Annotated in this window: 18 protein-coding genes and 1 tRNA gene; 11 read left to right on the plus strand and 8 right to left on the minus strand. The window is 60.9% G+C overall.

Annotated features, from left to right (window positions below):
- Positions 1-43 precede the first annotated feature (43 nt).
- The 6 genes from HMPREF2547_RS00185 to HMPREF2547_RS00210 all read left to right on the plus strand — a co-directional run bounded on the left by HMPREF2547_RS00185 (position 44) and on the right by HMPREF2547_RS00210 (position 6949).
- Positions 44-1366: an adenosylmethionine--8-amino-7-oxononanoate transaminase gene (locus tag HMPREF2547_RS00185; RefSeq protein ID WP_070604384.1), complete on the plus strand. Its 1323-nt coding sequence runs from the start codon at positions 44-46 to the stop codon at positions 1364-1366.
- A 26-nt stretch (positions 1367-1392) separates the two neighbouring features.
- Entirely contained in the window at positions 1393-2082 is a 690-nt protein-coding gene (bioD, locus tag HMPREF2547_RS00190) for a dethiobiotin synthase (RefSeq protein WP_070429687.1), read from the plus strand.
- Between the two features lie 342 nt (positions 2083-2424).
- Positions 2425-3276, plus strand: coding sequence for a pseudouridine synthase (locus HMPREF2547_RS00195; RefSeq protein WP_049193586.1), 852 nt, complete (start codon positions 2425-2427; stop codon positions 3274-3276).
- Between the two features lie 51 nt (positions 3277-3327).
- Positions 3328-5625: a bifunctional cytidylate kinase/GTPase Der gene (der, locus tag HMPREF2547_RS00200; RefSeq protein ID WP_070604386.1), complete on the plus strand. Its 2298-nt coding sequence runs from the start codon at positions 3328-3330 to the stop codon at positions 5623-5625.
- A 156-nt stretch (positions 5626-5781) separates the two neighbouring features.
- The gene (locus tag HMPREF2547_RS00205; protein WP_070546174.1) at positions 5782-6789 is read left to right on the plus strand and encodes a PASTA domain-containing protein; all 1008 of its coding nucleotides are present in this window, start codon (positions 5782-5784) and stop codon (positions 6787-6789) included.
- Between the two features lie 86 nt (positions 6790-6875).
- Positions 6876-6949 (plus strand) — tRNA-Pro (locus tag HMPREF2547_RS00210).
- Between the two features lie 98 nt (positions 6950-7047).
- Here the strand turns inward: HMPREF2547_RS00210 and rraA are convergent.
- Positions 7048-7521 (minus strand): ribonuclease E activity regulator RraA, encoded by a 474-nt coding sequence (gene rraA, locus HMPREF2547_RS00215; protein ID WP_016422839.1) that lies wholly within the window; start codon positions 7519-7521, stop codon positions 7048-7050.
- 189 nt (positions 7522-7710) lie between these two features.
- On the opposite strand from rraA, the gene secA2 reads away from it, so the two are divergent.
- The 5 genes from secA2 to HMPREF2547_RS00240 all read left to right on the plus strand — a co-directional run bounded on the left by secA2 (position 7711) and on the right by HMPREF2547_RS00240 (position 13020).
- Positions 7711-9990, plus strand: a complete 2280-nt coding sequence (gene secA2, locus HMPREF2547_RS00220) for an accessory Sec system translocase SecA2 (protein ID WP_070604373.1) — start codon at positions 7711-7713, stop codon at positions 9988-9990.
- A 238-nt stretch (positions 9991-10228) separates the two neighbouring features.
- Positions 10229-10654 (plus strand): oxoglutarate dehydrogenase inhibitor Odhl, encoded by a 426-nt coding sequence (odhI, locus tag HMPREF2547_RS00225; RefSeq protein WP_016422837.1) that lies wholly within the window; start codon positions 10229-10231, stop codon positions 10652-10654.
- 70 nt (positions 10655-10724) lie between these two features.
- Entirely contained in the window at positions 10725-11483 is a 759-nt protein-coding gene (locus HMPREF2547_RS00230) for a transcriptional regulator FtsR (RefSeq protein ID WP_016422836.1), read from the plus strand.
- A 45-nt stretch (positions 11484-11528) separates the two neighbouring features.
- Positions 11529-12128: a bifunctional nuclease family protein gene (locus HMPREF2547_RS00235; RefSeq protein ID WP_048734014.1), complete on the plus strand. Its 600-nt coding sequence runs from the start codon at positions 11529-11531 to the stop codon at positions 12126-12128.
- Positions 12129-12516: 388 nt separating this feature from the next.
- Positions 12517-13020, plus strand: a complete 504-nt coding sequence (locus HMPREF2547_RS00240; protein ID WP_172620271.1) for a MerR family transcriptional regulator — start codon at positions 12517-12519, stop codon at positions 13018-13020.
- A gap of 145 nt (positions 13021-13165) precedes the next feature.
- On the opposite strand, the gene HMPREF2547_RS00245 is transcribed toward HMPREF2547_RS00240, so the two are convergent.
- The 7 genes from HMPREF2547_RS00245 to gndA all read right to left on the minus strand — a co-directional run bounded on the left by HMPREF2547_RS00245 (position 13166) and on the right by gndA (position 22903).
- Positions 13166-14764, minus strand: coding sequence for a vWA domain-containing protein (locus HMPREF2547_RS00245; RefSeq protein WP_069359511.1), 1599 nt, complete (start codon positions 14762-14764; stop codon positions 13166-13168).
- Positions 14765-14861: 97 nt separating this feature from the next.
- Complete coding sequence (locus tag HMPREF2547_RS00250; protein WP_069359512.1) at positions 14862-15779, minus strand: 3-methyladenine DNA glycosylase; 918 nt, start codon at positions 15777-15779, stop codon at positions 14862-14864.
- A complete protein-coding gene (locus tag HMPREF2547_RS00255) occupies positions 15776-16990 on the minus strand; it encodes a hemolysin family protein (RefSeq protein WP_048734025.1) in 1215 nt (404 codons plus the stop codon). Before HMPREF2547_RS00255 ends, HMPREF2547_RS00250 begins: the two co-directional genes overlap by 4 nt.
- Positions 16987-18372 carry a hemolysin family protein gene (locus HMPREF2547_RS00260; protein WP_016422831.1) on the minus strand — a complete coding sequence of 462 codons (1386 nt, stop codon included), beginning with the start codon at positions 18370-18372 and terminating at the stop codon, positions 16987-16989. Before HMPREF2547_RS00260 ends, HMPREF2547_RS00255 begins: the two co-directional genes overlap by 4 nt.
- A gap of 3 nt (positions 18373-18375) precedes the next feature.
- Positions 18376-19710, minus strand: coding sequence for a DEAD/DEAH box helicase (locus HMPREF2547_RS00265; RefSeq protein ID WP_222865657.1), 1335 nt, complete (start codon positions 19708-19710; stop codon positions 18376-18378).
- Between the two features lie 80 nt (positions 19711-19790).
- Entirely contained in the window at positions 19791-21404 is a 1614-nt protein-coding gene (locus tag HMPREF2547_RS00270) for a bifunctional hydroxymethylpyrimidine kinase/phosphomethylpyrimidine kinase (protein ID WP_070546160.1), read from the minus strand.
- Between the two features lie 47 nt (positions 21405-21451).
- Positions 21452-22903: an NADP-dependent phosphogluconate dehydrogenase gene (gndA, locus tag HMPREF2547_RS00275; RefSeq protein ID WP_070429693.1), complete on the minus strand. Its 1452-nt coding sequence runs from the start codon at positions 22901-22903 to the stop codon at positions 21452-21454.
- Between the last annotated feature and the right edge of the window lie 76 nt (positions 22904-22979).

Genomic DNA, 22979 nt, shown 5'->3' on the forward strand with positions numbered 1-22979 from the left:
CGGCGTTCAAGTCTGGCGCTGTACAGGTATTATGCTGAGTATCATGACAGCCTCGGAAACCGCCCAGCCGCACACCCCGCCAACCATCGCCGACCTCGCCCAATTCGACGCCGACCACATCTGGCACCCATACGGCCCCATCCCGTCGCCGGTCGCGCCCAAGCTGGTCGAGTCCGCCGAGGGCGTCAACCTCCACCTCGCCGACGGCCGCACCCTCATCGACGGCATGAGCAGCTGGTGGGCCGCTTGCCACGGCCACTCGCACCCGAAGCTGATCGCAGCCGCGAAGAAGCAGGCCACCACGATGTCGCATGTCATGTTCGGCGGACTCACACACCGTCCGGCCATCGAACTGGCGGAGAAGCTCCTAAAGCTCGCAGGCCCCGGCTTCGATGCCATTTTCTACTCCGACTCGGGTTCGGTCTCTGTCGAGGTGGCGATTAAAATGGCGCTGCAGTACCAGCAGGCCAAAGGCCATCCCGAGCGCACCCGCCTGGCCACTTGGCGCGGCGGCTATCACGGCGACACTCGCGCGCCCATGACCGTCTGCGACCCCGAGGGCGGCATGCATTCGCTGTGGACGGGGCAGTGGACTCCGCAGGTCTTCGCCGACAAACCACCCGCCCGCGGCACAACCGAGGAGGAGCGCGCACGCTATCTCGCGCACTTCGATTCGCTTATCGACGACTCCGTCGCCGGCATCATTATTGAACCGGTGGTCCAAGGCGCTGGTGGCATGCGGTTCCATGACCACGAGCTGCTTGTGGGGCTCCGGAAGCTGTGTGACAAGCACGGGATTCTGCTCATCGCGGATGAGATCGCCACCGGCTTCGGCCGGGCCGGTGACCTGTTCACGACGCAGGCGGCCGGGATTGTGCCGGATATTATGTGTGTCGGCAAGGCGCTGACCGGCGGCTTTATGAGCTTCGCAGCCACCCTCACCACCGCCGACGTGGCTCGCACCATTTCCAGTGGCGCAGGCGGAGGCATCATGCACGGCCCGACCTTCATGGGCAACCCGTTGGCCTGTGCCGTGGCCTGCGCGCAGCTCGACCTGATTGCAGAAGGGCAGTGGCGTGAGGATGTCCCGCGCATCGAATCCCGACTTCGCAACCAGCTCCAGCCCTTAGCCAGCAGCGATGCCGTGGCCGATGTGCGGGTTCTTGGCGCAATCGGGGTCGTGGAGATGCAGCGCCCGGTGGACATGGGCTTGGCCACGGCAGCGGCTGTCGATGCCGGGGTGTGGCTGCGGCCATTCGGCAAATTGGTGTACACCATGCCGCCGTACATCAGCACCAATGACGAGGTCGACCGTATCTGCGAGGCCATCGCCGCCATCGTCGCCGCCGAGGAAGAACGCAAGTAGCGCAACCAAAAGGAGCACCAACCACCATGAGCATCGTCCTTGTCACAGGCACCGGTACCGATATTGGAAAGACCATCGGCACGGCAGCACTGGCGGCGGCACTTCGCGAGGAGGGTAAGGAGGTGCACGTCGTCAAGCCAATTCAGACCGGTTTTCCGGGCCCAAATGGCGGTGATTTGGACACTGTCGCGGAGCTGACGGGGATCGACAACCTGCATGGCTTCGTGCGTTACCCCGAGCCGATGGCGCCGGTGGCGGCGGCGCAGCGCGCGGGAATGCGCCTGCCGAACGCCACGGAGATCGCTGAAAAGATCAAGCTTATCGACGGGCCGAACCGCGTTGTCCTCGTGGAGGGCGCGGGCGGCTTGCTGGTGCGGCTCGGCGAGGACTGGGCGCTGCCGGAGCTGGCGGCGTTGTTGCCGGGTAGTCAGATGGTGGTCGTGACGCGGTTGGACCTGGGTTGCCTGAACGAGGCGGAGCTCACCGTCGAGGTGGCGCGGGGCCGTGGAGTCAATGTCACGGCGCTGGTGGGCGGTTCGTTGCCGGCGGAGGTCGACCCGATCATTGAGACGAACCTGGAGGAACTGCCGCGCATCACCGGGGTGCCGCTGCTGGGGTCGGTGCAGGCGGGAGCTGGCGCGCTGGACCGGCAGGAGTTTGTGGCGAAAGCTACGCAGTGGCTGCCGGGCGTGCGAGAGTGGGCCGCAGCGCTGTAAAAGACGTTGTAGGTGGAGGCCGCGCGGGACGTCGTTAAGCTGGCGTTTTGCGAAAAACGTGCTAAGGTGGCTAGACGACAAGGCGCGAGGCTTTCTCTGTAATTCTCTTTATTAACCTGCTTCCACCGGCCAATTTTGGGCCCACGGGGGAGAGAACAGCGTCGCCTGGCGCTGACGTTCTAACAAACAGAACATTCTCCAACGCTTGAAAAGGATGTAGGTCAAGTGGCTAAACCCGCTCGCCGAGAAGGCACACCGGCACACAAGAACCGTAAGAATCAATCCAACCGCGGCTCCACTAACGCCCAGCGCAACCGCAGCCGTCGCGACAGCGGCGCGAAGATGGAGACCTCCAACGTCCACGCGAAGGACATCTACGTATCCAACGCTCGCCCGGCGCGCCACCAGCATGTGGACGACAACCGCCGCGGCTCGGGCAAGCGCGTGCACAGCGAAGCAGGCGAGGGCGTGCGCCTGCAGAAGGTATTGGCACAGGCAGGCGTGGCGTCGCGTCGTATGGCGGAAAAGCTTATCGACGAAGGCCGCGTCGAGGTCGACGGCAAGATTGTGACGCGGCAGGGCGTGCGGGTGGACCCGAACACGTCTGTGATTCGCGTTGATGGTTCCCGCGTCATCGTCAATGAGGACATGCAGTACTTCGTCCTGAACAAGCCGCGTGGTGTGCAGTCGACCATGCACGATGACATGGGCCGCCCGTGTGTGGGCGACATCATCGGTGAGAAGATCAGCGCTGGTCAGCGACTCTTCCACGTGGGTCGCCTGGATGCGCCCACCGAGGGCCTGCTGCTGCTCACCAACGATGGTGAGCTGGCCAACCGCCTGATGCACCCGAGCTACGAGGTCACCAAGACCTACATGGCCACCGTTGTCGGCGAGGTCGATGCCAAGGTCATGCGTGAGCTGGAAAAGGGCATTGAGCTTGATGACGGCATCGCTAAGGCGGACATGGCGCAGATCATCGATGTCTGGCAGGGCCGCTCCATCGTCCGCATCGAGCTGCACGAGGGCCGCAAGCACATCGTCCGCCGGATGCTCAAGACTGCGGGCTTCCCGGTCGAGCGCCTGGTGCGCACTAAGATTCACACTGTCCAGCTGGGCGAGCAGACCCCGGGCGCTCTCCGCGCACTCAACCGGGCTGAGCTGACCTCCCTCTACAACGCGGTGGGGCTGTAAATGGCACTAGTGAAAAAGAACGAAGAGAACCAAGGAGCTGAAGGAGCCCACATGAGCGAGCAGAACACTGACGACATGCTGTTGGTTGCCATTGACGGCCCTTCCGGCACTGGCAAGTCGACTGTCTCCCGGATGGTCGCAACCGAGCTGGGTGCAAAGTACTTGGACACCGGCGCAATGTACCGCGTGGCCACCCTGTGGGTGCTGCGCCAGGGTATCGACCCGACTGATGAGGAAGCCGTGGCCAAGGCGACGGCCGCCCTGCCACTGGAAGTCTCCGATGACCCGAACTCCACTGCGGTCCTCCTCGACGGCGAGGATGTTTCCGGCGAGATTCGCGGCCCGGAGGTCACCCGCAACGTGTCGGCGGTCTCCGCGATTCCGGCCGTGCGCACCAACCTGGTCGCACTCCAGCGTTCGCTGGCCGCATCGGCTGTGCGCTGTGTGGTGGAAGGCCGCGATATCGGCACGGTCGTGCTCCCGGACGTTCCGGCGAAGATCTTCATGACCGCCTCCGCAGAGGTCCGCGCTCGCCGCCGCTACGACCAGGACATCGCTGCTGGTCGTGAGGCTGACTTCGACACCGTGCTTGCCGACGTCATCCGCCGCGACGAACTCGACAGCAACCGTGCGACCTCTCCGCTGAAGCCAGCCGAGGACGCGTTCATTCTGGACACCTCTGAGATGGACATTGAAGAGGTCGTGGAAAACGTCCTCGATGTCGTTGAGGCCGGCTACCCGGGGTCCACTATGGACTGGGACGATGTCGACAACGAGGAGTTCGAGGACGCTGACGACTCCGAGGACGACACTGCCGGACACCTGGTCGCAAACGTGGGGAGCGAAAACGCGCCGGGCACCGCAGGTAGCCACACCAGCGCAGATGAGTTCATCGACCGCACGATCGCTGACCACGAGACGATCATCTCCGAAGCCATCGAGCGCGCCGAAACCGGTCAGATCGACGACGATGCCGACTGGGAAGAACTGGAAAACGCCTTCGCAGCGCTTGGCGTCAGCGACGAGGAGGAAGAAGCTCTTCCGACCGTAGCCATTGTGGGACGACCGAATGTTGGTAAGTCCACCATGGTTAACAGATTCATTGGCCGTCGTGAAGCAGTTGTCGAAGACTTCCCGGGCGTGACCCGTGACCGCATCTCCTACCTGGGTGAATGGGGCGGACGTCGCTTCTGGGTGCAGGACACCGGCGGCTGGGACCCGGACGCCAAGGGTATGCATGCGGCGATTGCTCGTCAGGCGGAGACCGCCATGGAGACCGCCGATGTGATTGTTATGGTCGTTGACACCACCGTCGGCATCACCGCCACGGAAGAGGTCATGGCCCGTCGCCTGCAACGCGCGGAGCAGCCAGTTATTCTCGCTGCCAACAAGTTTGAGTCGGATTCGCAGCTTGGCGACGTCGCGGAGTTCTGGGCCCTCGGGCTCGGCGAGCCGCACCCAACCTCGGCCCTCCACGGTCGTGGCAATGCCGACGTGATGGACGAAGTCGTGGCTTCCTTCCCGGAGGTGCCGCGTGCGAAGTCGCTACCGACCGGGCCGCGTCGCGTGGCATTGGTGGGCAAGCCGAACGTGGGCAAGTCCTCGCTGTTGAACAAGCTCTCCGGTGAAGATCGCGCAGTGGTCAGCGACGTGGCCGGTACCACGGTTGACCCGGTGGACTCCCTGGTGCAGATGGACGAGGCGCTCTGGCGTTTTGTGGATACCGCTGGTATCCGCAAGAAGACCAAGACCGCCAAGGGCCACGAGTTCTACGCCTCGCTGCGTACTCGCTCGACGATTGACAACGCCGAAGTCGTCATCTTCCTGGTCGATGCTTCCGAGCAGATCACCGAGCAGGACCAGCGCGTGCTGCGCATGATTCTCGACTCCGGTCGCGCACTTGTGGTCGCCTACAACAAGTGGGACCTCATGGATGAGGACCGTCGCGACCTGCTCGAGCGCGAAATTGAAGAGCAGCTCGCACATGTGCCGTGGGCTCGTCGGGTGAACATCTCCGCCAAGACTGGTCGCGCTGTGCAGAAACTGGAGCCGGCCATGCTGGAGGCCGTGGAGTCGTGGGATAAGCGTATCTCCACTGGTCGCCTGAACACTTGGTTGCGTGCGATTATGCAGCAGAACCCGCCACCGCTGCGTGGTGGCCGCCAGCCGCGCGTGCTGTTTGCCACCCAGGCATCCTCGCGCCCGCCGGTAATTGTGCTGTTCACCACCGGGTTCCTGGAGCACGGCTACCGTCGCTTCCTGGAGCGCAAGCTGCGTGAAGAATTCGGTTTCGAGGGCTCACCGGTGCGCATCGCGGTGCGTGTCCGCGAGAAGAAGAAGCGCCGCTAGGACCTGCTAGGAAGCACCGTCAGGTAGTTCCGTTCAGGCCTGCTAGTCGCTCGAATTGAGCTGAGAAAAGCCCAAAATGTGATTTAGGCGATTGCATTTTGGGCTTTTCGTTGGCATTTTAGAGTTTCAGTAAATTAGCGATAAGGAGAACTGACAATGGTCAGGCGCGGCAACAACCGTGACGGCTCTCAGCACGATGGCCGAGACAACAGCTACGGACGCGATTCCTCAAGCGCATACGGCGATGACTCCGCGACTCGCTACATTCCGCGGGACGAGGGATACCGCGGATACAACCCAGATGCCGACTTCGCGGGCGAGCAGCCGACCGAATACTTCGGTGGCGACTCCTCTGAGACACAATTCCTGCAGCGTGGCGATGAAACACGTTTTGAGAACTCGCGAGGTGCCGGAGCCGGTGCAGGTGCTGGTGCCGCCGGTGCACAAGGCAGTGGCGCACAGGGTAGCGGCCAGTACTGGGCCCCGCTTTCTGAAGAAGAACGCGGCTATGGTCAGGCGGGCCAGCAGGCAGGTGCAACCCAGCAGTACTCCGCAGGCGGCGCAGGCGGTTACGGCGACATGAACAACGGCAACAACCGCGGTAATAACCGTGGCAACAGTGGCAATGATGACTCTAAGAAGGGCTGGGGCAAGCCTGTCGCCATTGTGGCCATCGCCGCCATGGTGGCCGTAGTCGCGCTGGTAGCCCTGGTCTTGTCCTTTACTTCCGGAACCGAGGACAAAAACGACAATACGGCGGAGCCGACGCAGGAGACGTCGTCAAGCCCGACGCCGACGACAACCTCGCCGGAAGAAACCACGACAAGCCCAACCGATCGTTTGGACCCGTCGGGCACGATTAACGACACCCGTGAGCGCCTCGAGCAGGAGCTGGACCAACTTCGCGAGTCGCCGCCAGCTATCCCTGGCCCCGGTGAGCGCAGCAGCGGTTGGGGCACCATCCCGCAGGGCGTGGTGGGCAAGAGTCCGGCATCGGTCGAGGTGGAATTGCGTACCAACGGCTACCAGAATGTGACCGTCGTCGACGCCGAGGGCAATCCGACCAACTCTGTGGCTGCGATTATGGGCAAGGTCGCCTCGATCGATCCGCCGGAGGGACAGATGGCGGAGACATCCACTCCAGTGACCATCTACCTGCAGTAATGCGGTAGGCAGGGCAGGGGTCTGGGGCGATTTTCGCCTTCAAACTCCAATGATGTAACCTATAGCTCGTTGCACTTTCGTGCACGCGGGCTGTAGCGCAGTTTGGTAGCGCACCTCACTGGGGGTGAGGGGGTCGTCGGTTCAAATCCGGTCAGCCCGACAAAAATAGCCGCCGTCTTCTGGAAGATTCCGGGAGGCGGCGGCTTTGTTTACGGCTATTGCTTACGGCTTTTGTTTGCCGTCTAGCGCGCGATGCTACTAGCGCACGACAATACCGTCGGAGTCAGCGTAGAGCGTCTCGCCCGGAACGAAGTCGATGCCGCCGAAGGAGACAACGACGTCGCGCTCGCCCTCGCCGGTCTTGGTGGACTTGCGCGGGTTGGTGCCAAGCGCCTTGCAGCCGAAGTCCATCTCGCCAATCAGCTTGGAGTCGCGAATCGCGCCGTTGACGACCACACCAGCCCAGCCATTGTCCTTGCCGAGCCCCGCAATAACGTCACCGACCAGCGCCGTGTGCACAGAAGCGTCACCGTCGATGACAAGCACGCCACCCTCCGACGGTTCGGAGAGGACCTTCTTCAGCAGCGCGTTGTCCTGGAAACACTTGACCGTGGAGATCTTGCCGCAGAACTCCACGCGACCGCCGAGGTTACGCATCTGGGTATCGCAGGAACGCACGTCCGGGCCGATCTCGTCAACCAGGTCAGCGGTGGGGATGAATTCGATTGCCATAGGGGATTCAAGTCCTTCCGAAAATTCTCGCATCAAGTGTTAAACCCATTGTTTCAAACTCAAGATGTGACTAAAGACATATGGTGCAAATTCGCTGGCGGCGATTGACACTCCGAAGGCCGGCCCAGATTGATTACTCTGGTGAGTCAGAACGCGCCGACAACCACACGCGCGCAGGAAGGGTAGAAGATGGCTGGGTTTAATTGGTTTTGGAAGGCTCTTAGCGGCAAGCAGGGGCGCAACCAAAAACGCAGCGTAGGGCTGGTGGCACGCGCCGCTGAGCTCGAGTCGCAGGTACAGGCGCTTTCCGACGTCGACCTCGCCGACTTCACCCGCCAACACGCCACCGACGCACCGGAGCTTTTAGCCGCGCTCCGCGAAGTCTCCCAGCGCACCCTGTCCATGCGCCCCTTCGATGTGCAGCTGCAAGGCGCACTGGCGCTCATGGAGGGAGACGTCGTCCAGATGGCCACTGGTGAGGGCAAGACCCTCTCCGGCGCCCTGGCTGCAGCAGGGTTCGCGCTGCGTGGCCACCGCGTGCATTCCGTGACCGTCAACGACTACCTCGCAGGCCGCGACGCGCAGTGGATGCAACCGCTGTTCGGGTTCCTAGGGCTCTCGGTGGCGGCTATTTCGCCGCAGGATGGTCCGGGGGAGCGTCGTAAAGCATATGCGGCAGACATCGTCTACGCCGCCGTCAACGAACTCGGCTTCGACGTCCTGCGCGACCGTTGCGCGCCGACCATTGCAGACCGCGTGCAGTCGCCCGCTGATGTCGCCATCATCGACGAAGCCGACTCCGTGTTGGTCGATGAAGCGCTGGTCCCGCTCGTGCTTGCCGGCAATGAGCCGGGCACAGCACCGACCGGACAGATCACCGACGTGGTGCGCCGCCTGCAGCTCGGCGACGACTACACCGTCGACGAAGGTCGTCGCAACGTCTTCCTCACCGACACCGGCGCCGCACGCGTCGAACGGCTGCTTGGCATCGGCTCACTGTACGACGCCGAGCACGTCGGCACCACTCTGGTTCAGGTCAACGTTGCACTGCACGCCCACGAGCTGCTGCAGCGCGATGTCGACTACATCGTGCGCGACGGCAAGGTCCAGCTCATCGACGCTTCGAAGGGACGCGTGGCGGAACTGCAGCGCTGGCCGGACGGTCTGCAAGCGGCGGTAGAGGCCAAGGAAGGCCTGCAGGTCTCGGAGGGCGGTCGCATCCTCGACTCCATGACCATCCAGCAACTCGTCGGCCGCTATGACATCACCTGCGGTATGACCGGCACCGCCACCTCCGCAGGAGACCAGTTCCGCGAGTTCTATGGACTCCACGTCTCCGTCATCGAACCCAACGTCCCATGCATCCGCGACGACGAGCCCGACCGCATCTACGCCACCACCGACGACGCGTTCGCCGCGCTTGTCGACGAGGTCGTGGAACTCAACGGCACTGGTCGACCAATACTCGTAGGCACCCGTGACGTGGCGGAATCGGAACGACTAGCCGATGCGCTGGTCCTGCGCGGCATCGAATCCTCGGTGCTGAACGCGAAAAATGACGAGCTGGAGGCCCAGGTCATCGCCAATGCTGGCGATATTGGCCGCGTGACGGTGTCCACCCAGATGGCCGGACGAGGAACCGACATCCGCCTCGGTGGGGCAGATGAATCCAACCGAGATGCGGTGGTCGAACGCGGTGGACTATGCGTTATTGGCCTGGGCAAGCACCGCACTGACCGACTGGACAATCAGCTGCGTGGCCGCGCCGGGCGCCAGGGCGATCCGGGCTCGTCGGTGTTCTTTGTCTCCCTGGATGATCCGGTGATTTCCGAGGGCGCTGCTGGCGAGACGCTGAGCGTGCTGCCCGAGGACGATGGCCGCGTTCGCGATAAGAGGGCCTACCAGTTCATCGACCGCGCACAGCGAGTGACAGAGGCGACCATGCTGTCGATTCATGCGACGACGTGGAAGTACAACAAGCTCATCGGTGACCAGCGCGAGATTCTGGATGAGCGCCGAGAGAAACTGCTGACTACGAATGCTGCCTGGGAAGAACTGTCCAAATTGGCATCGGCGCGGGCCAAGGAAGTCGAATCCGTAGTCGGGCGCGATGTCGCCGAGGATGCTGCCCGGGAAATCATGCTGAGCCACCTGGATCGCGGATGGTCAGACCACCTGGCGGATCTGGATGACCTGCGGGAGTCGATTCACCTGCGCGCGCTGGCTAAGGAAAGCCCCATTGATGAGTTCCACCGCGCCGCCATCGGCGCCTTTAAGAGCCTGGTGAACAATGCCGTTACCGAGTCGGTGCAGACCTTCCAAGAGGTCGAAATCGACAGCGAAGGCGCACATCTAGAGGACACGGGTCTTGCTCGCCCGAGCTCGACGTGGACGTACATGGTCAACGACAACCCATTGAGCAATGGTGGCGGCTCGGTCGTCGGCTCAATTGCAGCGATGTTTAGGTAAGCCGTAACCACAGGTTTGGTAACAATTTGAAAATATTTCTCAGGTGACCGGCCTAGGTACACCCACAGAGAAAGCTCTCAGATGTCGGTATTTACGCATATCAATCATGTTGTACATACCCTGCTGGTGAGCTGCGTCACAACATGGTTGGGATTAGATAACAACACGAAAGCGGTTGGGGCGCTATTATCTAAAAAGTAACGAGTAAATCGCCCAAGGTTATCCCGGAGGGAAAGATATGACTAGCAATAGCGGCCAGCCAGAGGCATCGGTCGAGACCACCTCGGTCTTCCGTGCAGATTTGCTGAAGGAAATGGAGTCCGGCTCTAACACGGACTCCACGGTCTCCGGTGTTGAAGGACTTCCGGCGGGCTCGGCACTCTTGGTTGTCAAGCGGGGGCCAAACGCAGGTTCGCGTTTCCTGCTCGATCAGGCAGTCACCACCGCTGGTCGTCACCCGGACAGCGACATCTTCCTCGATGATGTGACTGTTTCCCGTCGTCACGCAGAGTTCCGCAAGAACGGTGACTCCTACGAGGTCGTCGACGTGGGATCGCTGAACGGTACCTACGTTAACCGCGAGCCGAAGAACTCCGCGGTTCTGGCTAATGGTGACGAGGTTCAGGTCGGTAAGTTCCGCCTCGTCTTCCTGATCGGTAACTAGTTCGACATCGGTTAATGTCGACGCCTGTCGGCATTAACCCCTTATTTTTGTAAAGGCTCGGAAAAGACCAGTGGCAGCAGTACGCAAATCAGCAGTTTCGCAGCCGACTTCGTCGGAAAGCACTGCGAAGCAAGCACGCTCGGTGGGCAAGAAGAAGACCATCGGTGCTGTGCTGAAGGAAGTCAAGGTTGAGTTCCCTGATGTAACGCTGTCCAAAATTCGTTTTCTCGAGTCGGAGGGGCTGCTGTGCCCGTCGCGTAGCTCCTCGGGTTATCGTCGCTACAGCCAGGCGGACATTGACCGCCTGCGCTACATTCTCACCGTTCAGCGCGATAACTACTTGCCGCTGAAGGTTATTAAAGAGCAGCTCGACGAAATTGATGCGGGCAACGCTGGCGGCGACGGGCTGGCATCGGTCACTCCACTGGTGACGGCGGATCAGTTCCGCGAAGCCGCAGTGGTCTCGCTGACGCAGGCGGAGCTGGCAGAGCGCACCGGCGCTAGCGAGAAGTTCATCACTGAACTGGTTCGAGTCGGCCTGATTACTCCGGACACGCTGAACATGTTCGATGGCGATGACCTGCTCATCACTGAGACGGCGGTCAAGCTGGCTGAGTTTGGTCTGGATGCCCGCCACCTCAAAACTGTGCGTACCGCTGCGGCCCGTGAGGCAGATTTGGTGTCGCTCGCTGCTAGTCCGCTGAGTAAGTCGCGTGCGGCTAGCGGCAAGCAGAAGGCTGTGGAGATGGGCCGTGAGATGACTGCGCTGATGGTCACGCTGCACGGCACTTTGGTCAAGCGCCAGGTCAACAAGGACCTGGGGAAGTAGTCGGTAGTCCCGCGTAAATAGCGGCTCGCTACAATTATCGCTGTTATGGACGAAAAACTCGTAGAAGTCAAGTTTCTAGACTGGATGGCGCATCCTCCTGAGGACGATCCAGTGCTGCTCCTGCATGCCGAAGAGACCAATCGGATTATCCCGATTTGGATTGATTTGGCGACGGCGACGGAGTACTCCGCCCGTGAGACCGGCGCTACGCAGCGTCGCCCGGGCATGCATGAGGTCTTCGTCGATACGCTGGACATGGTGGGGCAGAGCGCCCTGCGCGGCCAGATTACGGGCGTGCATGAGGGCGTTTTCATCGCCAGCCTGGTGCTCGAAGGTGGCGCAGAGATTGATATGCGGCCCTCCGACCTCATCCTTATCGCTAGCGAGCTTGAGGTTCCGCTGTATGTCGCGCGTGATGTGCTCGACGCCACGTCGGTAGCGGCGCGTCTCGTCGCAACCAATGGCGGTTCGCTTGCCGACGAGTCGGAGACCGACTCCGTCGAGGCATCGGTGTCGGAGTTTGCGGAATTCCTCGACAGCATTGATGCTGACTACTTCGCCGAGCCGCATGGTGATGCGGAGGACAAGAAGTCTGATGGTGAAGCCGACGGTGGCGCCGATTCAGCTTCCGATGGCGACCGTTAAACGTGTGACTGGAGTGAACAACTGGCTACTTTTGGGGTAGTTGTGACGCTTATTTCCTCCGGCGTGTCGCTGAATGACCCCATAAAAGGGGTAACTTTTCGTAAGTTATGGTTTCATCCCGTTCTGCGGTTTTTCTCCCGGGTTGTGCTTGAGCTGGGGAAACTATGACTCCAAACTCTAAACCTTAACTTTAGGTTTAGAGATTCGGCGTGTCGTCCTGTGATGTATTGACAGCCGATTAACCTTGGCGAAAGATAAATAACGGCAGTGAAACTACCTCGGGAGAATTTATATGGTCGACGACAACAGCGGTTCGCTCTTTGGCGACAATGAGCTCCGTGCGTCGGACTCGCAAGAGCCACGCGCGGTTCAGGAATCCCTGTTCGACATGGGACCGGACGAGCAGGTTGGCTACCGCGTTCCCATCGCATGTCAGGTAGCGGGCATTTCTTACCGCCAGCTGGACTACTGGGCACGCACCAAGCTGGTGGAGCCTTCTATCCGTACCGCCAAGGGCTCGGGTACCCAGCGTCTGTACTCCTTCCGCGACATCCTCGTTTTGAAGATTGTCCGCGGACTGCTGGACACCGGTATTTCCCTGCAGAACATCCGTCTGGCTGTCGACCGCCTGCGCGACCTCGGCGTCGATGACCTGGCTACCATCACGCTGGTTTCCGATGGTCGCACCGTCTACCAGTGTCGCTCCAATGAAGAGGTCATCGACCTGCTCAACGGTGGCCAGGGAGTGTTCGGCATTGCTGTCCCGGGCATTATGAAGGAACTGACTGGCACCATCGCCTCCTTCCCGTCCGAGCGTATCGACGGTACTCAGGAGAACCCAGGTACTGGCATCGACGAGCTGGCTGAGCGTCGTCGCCGTCGCATCTCCTAACAGCCAACTGTATGGCTGAATAGCGGCGTCGCTGCTATGGACGCCGCTCAAATAGCCGAAACAAGCTAAACAAAAACCGCCTTCCACAACTGGTTCCGTTTTTCCTCTCCCGAGGTTGGACCAGATGGAGGCGGTTTTTTGCTACTTACTCCGTACCGATAGCCGCAGCCAACTGAGAGGCCAGGCCATCGCCGTAGTCGGCCGCAATGCGCAGAGAGCCAGTGGTCATATTTGCCACTTCCTGCAGCTCGGGGCTGGAGCTGTCGCCGTCGGGAAGCACGATGACCTCAATCGTTACCGGGCGGTCTGGGCTAATGAGTTCCTTGATCCTCTCGACGGACTCGGCGGCATCGGCGCCCGAGGCATCGCGACCCGAAGTGAGCACGACGAGACGGTTGGGCTTGTCCGGGGAGTAGGTGTCGCGGGCGGCCTGGTAGGCATCGATAAGCGCTGGCCAGAACTGTGCCTCACCACCGGCCGGAAGTTCGGCCAGCGAACCCTTTACGGCGTCCGCGCCGTTGTTGGCCTCGTCATCGGGCGCGGGAAGTTCCGCGAGGCGGTTCACCTCGGGTGCGAATGTCCACAGGCCGTAACGGCCGCCAGGCGCCGCATCGATAGCGCCGGTCAGTGCCGCAGACAGCGCCCCGACATCGACGCCCTCGGAGGTGTCAGCGAGCAGGAGTGCCGAACCCACCGCAGTTGCGGGCTGTTGCGCGTCCGGCTGCTCCAGTGCTGGCGGCAGCGCAAAAGAATCCGTCTGAATCTGCGAGAGCACTCCAAAGTTCTCCGCTACTTCAGGGCTGAAAGTGCTCTCAGCAGCTTCGCCGTCGGCGCCATGATCTGCTGCGAAGTTCCGGAAGTCCTCGGCCGCGCGAGCCGTGTTCTCGTCAATCTTGCCGCCGGAGCCAAAGGTGACAACTGGCGCGTGCAACTGGGGTGCATCCGCAGGGGAGACCAGCTTCAGCCCCTCGCCGGCCATCTGCAGCATGGGCTGGGTCGCGGCCACGCCGTCGAAATCAGCGACGTTCTGGCTGAGCATGGTCAGCAGAGTATTGGAGGTGTAGACCTCACCCAAGCCCGCGCGTTCGCGAGCGACATCCGGGCCACCGCCAAGTCGAGCACTGATCACCGCAGACAGTGCCGCATCGGAGCCACCGGGGGCGGCCACGCGCAATCCCGCAAGCTCTTCCCAAGTGGCGTTGTTCAGCTGGTCAGCACGATTGGTTGTGAAGGCCACGCCGCTGGCAATCGGCGGCAACCACGTCTTGGGGTTGTTGACCTTGACCTTGTCCGAGTTCTTCGCCTGGTCCACGAAAGAGATATCGGCGGGAATCCAGACGCCCGGAGTCATAATTCCGGTACCAGCTTCATCCGCAGCGGGGTCCTCCGGAGCTCCCTCACCAGCTTCAGCACCGCCAGCCTCAGTCAGGGCGTTCACAACCTCCTGCGAGCCCGCCACCGTAATCTGTGGCCGCACACAGAAGTCCCTCACCACGGGATTCGACTCGCCATAGTCCTGCACAAGCTTCTGTGCCGAGCCCACCGCAGCAGGATCAGCGGTCACCACCAGCGTCAGGTCACCCTTCGTACACCGTGCACGGTCAGCATCAATCGACGAATCGTTGCTCTTGCGCAGATTAACCCAGGCAAAAACCGCAGCCACCAGAACAATTACCACCAAGACGGCAATAAAAGGCCCCTTAGCCACTCGATAGTTGTTCTCTCCCGAGGCGTGTCGTCCCATGTCGTTCTAGCCCTTTCTATGCTGAGTGTGCTCGGCACTGTCGACTCGCAGCAGACCTCGTCGTAAAGCACAAACGCGCACGTAACTCCTGCCAACTTTACTGCGTGGACAAGGCGACATCTACCACTTCGAGAAGACGGCCGCGCAGAACATCGGCACGCGCGCTGAGCTCACGCTGGCGGCGGACGTACTCGGCCTTGCCTTCGGGCGTTTCGATGCGAATGGGCGCAAAACCCCAATCCCGCAGATCGTAGGGAGCGGCGCGCATATCCAACTCACGGGCACTGCACGCGAGCTCGAAAGTATCCAGCCACAGGTCGCCGGGGACCGCCTCGCCGAGCTTGGTCGCCCATTTATACAAGTCCATGTTGGCGTGCAGACACCCCATCTGCTCACAGTGCGGCTGTGTCTCGCGCGTCGGGGCAAACTCGTTGAGCGGCACGGCGTCGGGCGTGAAGAAACGGAAGGCGTCGAAGTGCGTACATCGAACCGTGTGGGCCTCGACGACCTCGTCCGTGCCTGCCTGACCCAGCCGCAGGGGCTCCGGGTGACGATGCTCGGGCTGGCGATACACCATCGCCCATTCATGCAGGCCAAAGCAGTCAAAGTGCGCCGGATTCGCGCGCGTCGAACGCAACAGATTGCCGATGTACGCCACCGTCGTACCTCGCTTATCGACGTACGCCGAAACATCCATGCGCGCCGTCCCAGAGGCGGTATCGGTGGGCTCCTTGCGGGCAGGGCTATCGGTAGTGTCGTCCGTGTCGAGGGTAAAGAACTTCAGGTGACTGATGTCTTTGGCCGTCGCACCGGGAAGATCTACGCCGATGCCCGGTGACCAGCGGCGGAGTTGGCCGGGTTTAACGGGGTAGTACTCGAAGATGAAGTCCCAGACCGGGTGGCGCTGGCCGCGACTGCGACGGGACAGGCGGTCGCGGGTCAGGACATCGACGCGGGCGATATGCCTTGCTTTGGCTTCACGCCAATCGAAAGACGAATCGGGCGTAGGCGTCACGGCTGGCGCCCCTGCGTGCTGCCCGGTCGGGTCCGGGGCTGGTTCACGGTCGAGTGCTGCTTTGGCGCACCGCTGCGACGCGGGGAGACCTCGTGGGTCCAGTCGCGCACGACACCGACCTGCTCCTCGATGAGGTCCTCCAGAGCCACGATGCCGATCTGCTCCGCGCCGGAGAAAGCACCAGTCTTCGGAGCGATGCTTGCCGGGGCGTTTGCGCGCAGGTGCGGCTTTGGCATGCGAGCGCGTACAGCCACTGCCATGTGGGCGCTGTAGCGGCGCATGATGCGCAATCCCTCATCCAGCGTGGCATCGATCGGAATCTCAATCATCGGGCGAATCTCGTCATCGGGGATGGCTGTCTCTGGGCCGGAGGCAGGATCCATGACGCGGTCGAGGACATCTTTCACGTGAACATAGCCGCGGTACTCGTTGGGTTCATTGTTGGCTGCAGCGACGGGGAACCGGGAGAATCCAGTTTCGGTGACCGCCGTCTCTAGGTCGCCCACAGTCGGTGCGGTGGGGAGGCGCCGAATTTGCTCGTGCGGAATCAGTACCTCCTCAATGGTGCGCGTGGCCGAAGCCAGTGTGCGACGAAGGCGGACGTGCTCCTCGCTGTCAAGGAGCCCCTCTTGACGAGACTCCGCAATCATCGATGCCAACTCAGTGGAATCGACAGTGGTGTCGAGCTCATCGCGCTGCTCAATGCCGAACAGCTTAAGCGTATGGCGAGCCATCCAGTTAAACAGCAGCAACAGCGGCTTGGTCAAGCGGTAGAAGACCATGTGAACAGGAATAAGCAGCATGGCCATCGTTTCCGGTCCTGCCAGCGCGATATTCTTCGGCACCATCTCACCGAGCATGATGTGCAGCACTGACACCAGCATCAATGCGATGGCAAAGCTCAGCGGGTGCAGCAGCGACTCCGGAATACCCATGGCGTGGAAAGGAGCTTCCAGCAGATGTGCCAGCGCCGGTTCAGAGACCTTACCCAGCAGTAGCGAGGCAATGGTGATGCCCAGCTGTGCGGCGGCGAGCATCATCGACAGGTGCTCAGAAGCATTGATAACTGTGCGTGCGCGCTTCTTTCCCTGAGCCAGCAGCGCTTCCAAACGGTCACGGCGCGCAGCAATAAGTGAGAACTCCGCGCCCACGAAAAACGCGTTGACCAACAACAAGAAGAAAGTCAGGAGGATTCCAAACCAGTCACTCATAGGTTGAACATCTCCTTAGCGCGCTCGTTGGTCACAGGAATCAAAATGGCACGGTCCACGCGGCGGTCATCCATCGCCAGAATGCGGGCGTACCAGCGTCCGGCGATACCCGATTCGAACTCGTCCATGAAGTCGCGTTCGGTCTCTGGCAGCAGGACGACGTCACCGACCTCCGGGATGCGACCGAGCGCAAACATAATCAAGCCACCGAGCGTTTCGAAGCTACCTTCTGGGGCGAAGTATCCGACCTTGGTCGGCAGCTCGTCGGTACGCACAAGGCCAGAGCAGTTCCAACCTTCGATCGCGCGTTTGACTTCCTGCTCGGACTCCTTGTCGTCGTACTCATCCCAGACCTCGCCAAGAATTTCCTCGACGACATCCTCGATGGTGACAATGCCGGCGATGCCACCGTACTCATCGGCGACCAGCGCAATCTGCGAGCCGGCCGAACGCACGGCCTCCAGTACGGCATCGCCGTCCAGCGACTGCGGCAGCGTCGGCACAGGCCGTGCAATCTCCCGCATGGTGGTGGTTGAGCGCTTCGCCGCAGGCACCGCAAATGCGTCCTTGACGTGGACAACACCGACAGTGGCATCGAGGTCCCCGTCAGTAATGGGGAAGCGGGAATGCCCCGATTCGATAGCGACAGCCAGCAGATCCAGCGCCGTGTCATCGACATCGAGGGAGGTAATCGTCGACCGCGGCGTCATTAGGTCCTCCGCCGTCGTTTCGCCAAAGCGTAACGACGACTCGAGTACAGCGGCCTTCGACTCATCCAATGCACCCTGCTCCGCAGAATTACGTACCAGTGCTTCCAGCTCCTGAGGGGAACGCGCTGAAGCCAACTCATCCGCCGGTTCAATACCGAGCTTGCGCACCAGCCAGTTCGCCGTGGCATTCAGCGAATGGATGAAGTAGTGGAACACCCAGTTAAACGCCATCACCGGACGAGCCGTAACTCGCGCTACTGCCAGCGGCTCTGTAATCGCGACATTCTTTGGCACCAACTCGCCATAGACCATCGACAACATCGTGGCCACGATGAGGGCAAGAATCAGTGCGGTCGGTCCCGCTGCAGACTCGCTGAGCCCCATCCAATGCAACATCGGCGTGAAGTACTGTGCCAGCACCGGTTCCGCGAGGAAACCAGTTGCCAGCGTGGTCAACGTAATGCCCAGCTGTGCACCGGAAAGATGGAAGGACAGTCGATTATGCGCCTTGTGAACGGCCTCAGCAGGTGCATCCGCTGAACGGGCGCGGTCGGCGTCAATCGTAGATCGCTCCAGTCCCGTCAGCGCGAATTCAAACGCCACAAAGAGGCCGGTGCCAGCGGTTAGCGCGATAAAGCCGACAACCGCGACAATATTGAGAACAATATCCACTGATTATCTCTTCTTCTTTTTCCCTCGCTTGGGGCGGTGTACGCGACCGCCAGCACGATTCTTTCCGCTTGCCGACGGACCGCCGCGCCCGCGGTAACCGGCACCACCAGCACCGCCTGCCGATTGGCTCTGATCTTGACGAGCCCGGCGCGGACGCCGTGCGCCCAGTTCCTTGACAAATCGCGGCAGTCCCGGAGCGGCGCGCAGCTCTTCAGCTTCAACGCCGGCCCCTGCCAGCAGCTCGCGGGCCTGATCAACCTGGCGGTCACGCACAATCATCGCTACCGTGCCGGAAGCACCTGCACGAGCCGTCCGACCCGAGCGGTGAATATACGTCGCGGAATCCCTTGGCGGATCCGCGTGCACAACCAAGTCAAGAGCATCGATATCAATGCCACGAGCGGCCACATCCGTGGTGACGAGGACATTGATTTCACCCTCGGCAAAGGCCTTGAGGACCGCGCGACGAGTTGCCTGGCCACGATCGCCGTGGAGGAAACCTAACTTGATGTCGTAGAACTGTAGAAACTTAGCCAGCTGCACGACACGCGCCTTAGAGTTGGCGAAGATGACGCACTGATCCTTGCGGGAGGCAATCCAGGCGACCACTTCGTCGGCTTCGTTGTTGTCCTCCACCCGAAGTAACAGATGCCGCATATTGCGCATGGTCAACCGGGAGGCAGTGACCTTGTGCTTCGCAACTTCAGTGCTACTTGCGCGACGATCGCGAATAAGCCCCGCGGCGTCGTCGTTAATCGTGGCGGAAAAGACCATGCGCTGTGCCGACTTCGGGCACGCACGGACCAGGCCCAGAACATCGGGCAGAAAGCCCATGTCAGCGAGCATGTCCGCTTCGTCGACGACGACAGCGAGGACGTGCTCAAGGCTGAGTAGACCGCGGCGGCGCAAATCGTGTGCGCGACCCGGTGTGACCACAGCGATATCGACTGGTGCCGCGAGCAGAGTCTGCTGCTTGGCCACGGAATCACCGCCGACCAAGCTCAAGACACGCAGACCTGCAGCGGCACCGATGTCAGCCAGGACATCAGCAATCTGATCTGCGAGTTCGCGCGTTGGCGAAATAATTAGCGCGCGCGGGTAACCGGGAAGCGCTGGAGAGGCGTTATTGAGTAACGCGACCAGCGGAATGCCGAATGCGAGCGTTTTGCCCGAGCCTGTAGGGGCCTGCGCAAGAACGTCCTTGCCAGCGAAAGCATCTGGCAAAGTCGCCACCTGCACGGCAGTAGGCGAAGTTATGTGCTGGGCACGCAGAATACTCACAATCGCTTCCGGCGTGCCCAACTGTCTGAAATCACTGGACTCAGCAGGAGGGGGCATGCTTGTTAGAATACCGCTATCCCCGGACAGCCATGCAATAGGCACGTCCGGTGAACTGGAAAACTACCGTCCCATGACATTTACCAACCGCGACCCGGTTGCGCATAGGCCTCGCGCTCGAGAATGGCGGCTCGACGGAAGATGTTGCGGATAGATTTGAGCTCCGCATCGCTGGCCGTAGACATATTCTCTTCAAGGACCTCGAGAGCCTGCTGAACACTGTCAACATACTCGGGGTCGGAATACACCTCCACCCAGTTCGCGATCGCGGAATCCTCATCAACCAGCGATTTTCCTTGCAGAGTCAGCTCGGTTGCAATCCACATTTCGGCGACGATACTGGTTACGGCGACCCGATATGGGTTGAAAGCGCTACAGGAAGAATGCACGTCCAGCAAAAGCTGTGTGATGGTTGTCGGCTCGATGTCCTCGAGCGCCGAAGAAGTCTCTTCCAGCCCGTTATTGCTCAATTCCAACGCACGCACCAGGGCTTCCTGTGCGAGTGACGACCACAGAACCTGTTCCTTCGGGCAGGGTGCTTTGGTTGCCAGATGCGACAGGACTGGGAAAACTTGGTGCAAGTACCAGGCCTCTTGCGCTACGAAGAAGTTGGTTTCGTCCGAGGAAAGGTCGCCGCGGAGCATCGTGGGGACGCTGAACATTCCGCCAATCTCGGCAACGATGTCCTCGATGTCCCGCCACAGCTGGGAAGTAAAAGGACCAGCCGGAGCAATCTGGAGTGAGTGGCCGAAGAAAGATTCCAGCTCCTTCGGCGGCTGCTCAGTATCAGTGCCTTCGACGGCCTCCGGGTAAAAACTGGAGTTCAGATGCACTGGTTGCATTCGGCGAAGCGCGACCTTTTCCAGGCGACGAGCCCTGTGGCCGTGGTCAATGGGGCCGTGCCCCTGGCCGACGTTGAGGTTATCCGCGAAACGAATGGACTCGCTGAGCCAGCGCGTAGTCCAGCGCAGGGCGTCGTTGATCGCTGAGCCCCCACCAATCCGTGTGGCTAGAGCAGCGGACAGCGAACAACCCGTGCCATGGGTGTTCTCAGTGTGAATGCGGGGAGAAGAGCTGAAGAAAACCTGGCCATCGGGGAAGGCCACGGCATTGCCGGCTTCCTCATCACTTAAGTGACCAGTCTTTGCAATCACGATGACATCGTTTTTGCTCGCGAACTCCAGTGCCTGTTCAATCAGCTCAGTGAAGTCGCTGGCCTCCGGGGCGTCGGCAAGCAATGCCAGTTCGGGAACATTCGGCGTGATGACGGTGGCTTCCGCGACCAAGTCGCGCATTGCGTCCATGGCATCTTCGTCAAGCAGACGGTCGCCAGAGGTGGCGACCATAACCGGATCGAGAACAACCACGGCTGGCTTGGTCTCCCGAACCCAGTTGGTGACGGCCTGCGTGAGTTCGCGTGAACCCAACATGCCAATCTTCACCGCGTCGATGGTGACATCCTCAGTTACAGCAGCCAGCTGCTCGACGAGGAAGTCAACAGGTGGGGTGTGGACGGCACGAACGCCCACGGTGTTCTGAGATACCAAAGCGGTGACCACGCCCATGCCATAACCACCGGCGGCGGCGATTGATTTTAAATCGGCATGGAGCCCAGCGCCACCTGTTGGGTCTGTGCCGGCGATGGAAAGAACTCGTGGCACAAAATCAGGCTTTGCCTTCTTGGGAAATGGCATCTCAGACCCCTTTTAACTTCAAGAGCGTGAAGCGACAGACTTCAAGACTACGCTTCAACCTCGGAGCGGTCGCCAGACCAGAGGGTGTGGAAAGCACCCTCGCGGTCAACACGCTGGTAAGTGTGCGCACCGAAGTAGTCACGCTGCCCCTGAACCAGTGCTGCCGGCAGACGCTCCGCACGCAGGCCGTCGTAGTAAGCCAGCGAAGAGGAGAACACCGGAGCCGGGATACCCATCTGTGCTGCAGTGACGACAACGTCGCGCCACGCGTCGAGGCACTCGGTGACCTGGTCACGGAAGTACTCGTCGAGTACCAGCGCCGGCAGCTCCGGATTGCGGTCGTACGCTTCCTTGATGCGGTTCAGGAACTGTGCGCGGATGATGCAGCCACCACGCCAGATGGTCGCCAGCGCACCGCGGTCAATCTCCCAGCCGTACTCCTTGGCACCAGCGTTAATCTCATCGAAGCCCTGCGAGTAGGCAACGATCTTGGAAGCGTAGAGCGCCTTACGGACGCGCTCCACAAAAGCATCGCGATCTTCCGGTGCCTTAGCCAGGCTTCCCGACGGCAGGTTGCGGGCAGCCTCACGCTGAGCAAGGGAAGACGACAGGGCGCGAGCGAACACGGCCTCGCCAATACCAGTTACTGGAATGCCCAAGTCCAAAGCGGCCTTGACCGTCCAACGGCCGGTGCCCTTCTGGCCAGCAGCATCAACGATGACATCCACCAGCGGCTTGCCTGTCTTCTCATCGGCCTGAGAGAGAACCTCAGCGGTAATCTCGACCAGGTAGGAGTCCAGGTCGCCCTTATTCCACTCGCGGAAGATATCTGCAATCTCGGCAGGGGTGAGGCCAGCGGCCTCACGCAGCAGGTGGTAGGCCTCGCCAATGACCTGCATATCCGCATACTCGATGCCGTTGTGGACCATCTTTACAAAGTGGCCAGCGCCATCGGAAGAAATGTGAGTACAGCACGGAACGCCATCAACGTGAGCGGAGATGGACTCCAGCAGCGGGCCGAGGGACTCGTAGGACTCCTTCGTTCCACCCGGCATAATGGATGGGCCAGTCAGAGCACCTTCTTCACCACCGGAAATACCAGTGCCAACGTAGTGCAGGCCACGGGCGCGAATAGCCTTCTCGCGACGGATGGTGTCCGTGTAAAGAGAGTTACCGCCATCAATGATGATGTCGCCGGGCTCCATCACGTCGGCAAGCTGATCGATGACCGCATCAGTAGCGGCACCTGCCTGAACCATGATCAGAGCGCGACGCGGGCGCTCCAGCGAAGCGACGAACTCTTCAATGGTCTCGGACGGGATGAATGAGCCTTCATCACCGTGTTCAGCGATGAGGGTGCGAGTTTTCTCCGGACTGCGGTTGTACACGGCAACGGTGTGTCCCTTGTGGGCGAAGTTGCGTGCGATATTCGAGCCCATGACGGCGAGCCCGACGACACCAATTTGTGCGAGTTCATTGTTATCGGTCATGCCCACCATCTTAAAGCCTGGCCGGGGTTCGTTGTATCTGGGACTCAGAAATTGTTACTGCTTTTAACGTTGAAACTGCCACGAG

Source organism: Corynebacterium sp. HMSC055G02, assembly GCF_001809065.1.
Classification (GTDB): Bacteria; Actinomycetota; Actinomycetes; order Mycobacteriales; family Mycobacteriaceae; genus Corynebacterium; species Corynebacterium jeikeium_D.

Bases quoted from the DNA above. Each gene is read 5' to 3' on its own strand.
- HMPREF2547_RS00185 (WP_070604384.1), top strand. From the start codon at position 44: ATGACAGCCTCGGAAACCGCCCAGCCGCACACCCCGCCAACCATCGCC.
- bioD (WP_070429687.1), top strand. From the start codon at position 1,393: ATGAGCATCGTCCTTGTCACAGGCACCGGTACCGATATTGGAAAGACC.
- HMPREF2547_RS00195 (WP_049193586.1), top strand. From the start codon at position 2,425: ATGGAGACCTCCAACGTCCACGCGAAGGACATCTACGTATCCAACGCT.
- der (WP_070604386.1), top strand. From the start codon at position 3,328: ATGAGCGAGCAGAACACTGACGACATGCTGTTGGTTGCCATTGACGGC.
- HMPREF2547_RS00205 (WP_070546174.1), top strand. From the start codon at position 5,782: ATGGTCAGGCGCGGCAACAACCGTGACGGCTCTCAGCACGATGGCCGA.
- rraA (WP_016422839.1), bottom strand. From the start codon at position 7,521: ATGGCAATCGAATTCATCCCCACCGCTGACCTGGTTGACGAGATCGGC.
- secA2 (WP_070604373.1), top strand. From the start codon at position 7,711: ATGGCTGGGTTTAATTGGTTTTGGAAGGCTCTTAGCGGCAAGCAGGGG.
- odhI (WP_016422837.1), top strand. From the start codon at position 10,229: ATGACTAGCAATAGCGGCCAGCCAGAGGCATCGGTCGAGACCACCTCG.
- HMPREF2547_RS00235 (WP_048734014.1), top strand. From the start codon at position 11,529: ATGGACGAAAAACTCGTAGAAGTCAAGTTTCTAGACTGGATGGCGCAT.
- HMPREF2547_RS00240 (WP_172620271.1), top strand. From the start codon at position 12,517: ATGGGACCGGACGAGCAGGTTGGCTACCGCGTTCCCATCGCATGTCAG.
- HMPREF2547_RS00245 (WP_069359511.1), bottom strand. From the start codon at position 14,764: ATGGGACGACACGCCTCGGGAGAGAACAACTATCGAGTGGCTAAGGGG.
- HMPREF2547_RS00255 (WP_048734025.1), bottom strand. From the start codon at position 16,990: ATGAGTGACTGGTTTGGAATCCTCCTGACTTTCTTCTTGTTGTTGGTC.
- HMPREF2547_RS00265 (WP_222865657.1), bottom strand. From the start codon at position 19,710: ATGCCCCCTCCTGCTGAGTCCAGTGATTTCAGACAGTTGGGCACGCCG.
- HMPREF2547_RS00270 (WP_070546160.1), bottom strand. From the start codon at position 21,404: ATGCCATTTCCCAAGAAGGCAAAGCCTGATTTTGTGCCACGAGTTCTT.
- gndA (WP_070429693.1), bottom strand. From the start codon at position 22,903: ATGGTGGGCATGACCGATAACAATGAACTCGCACAAATTGGTGTCGTC.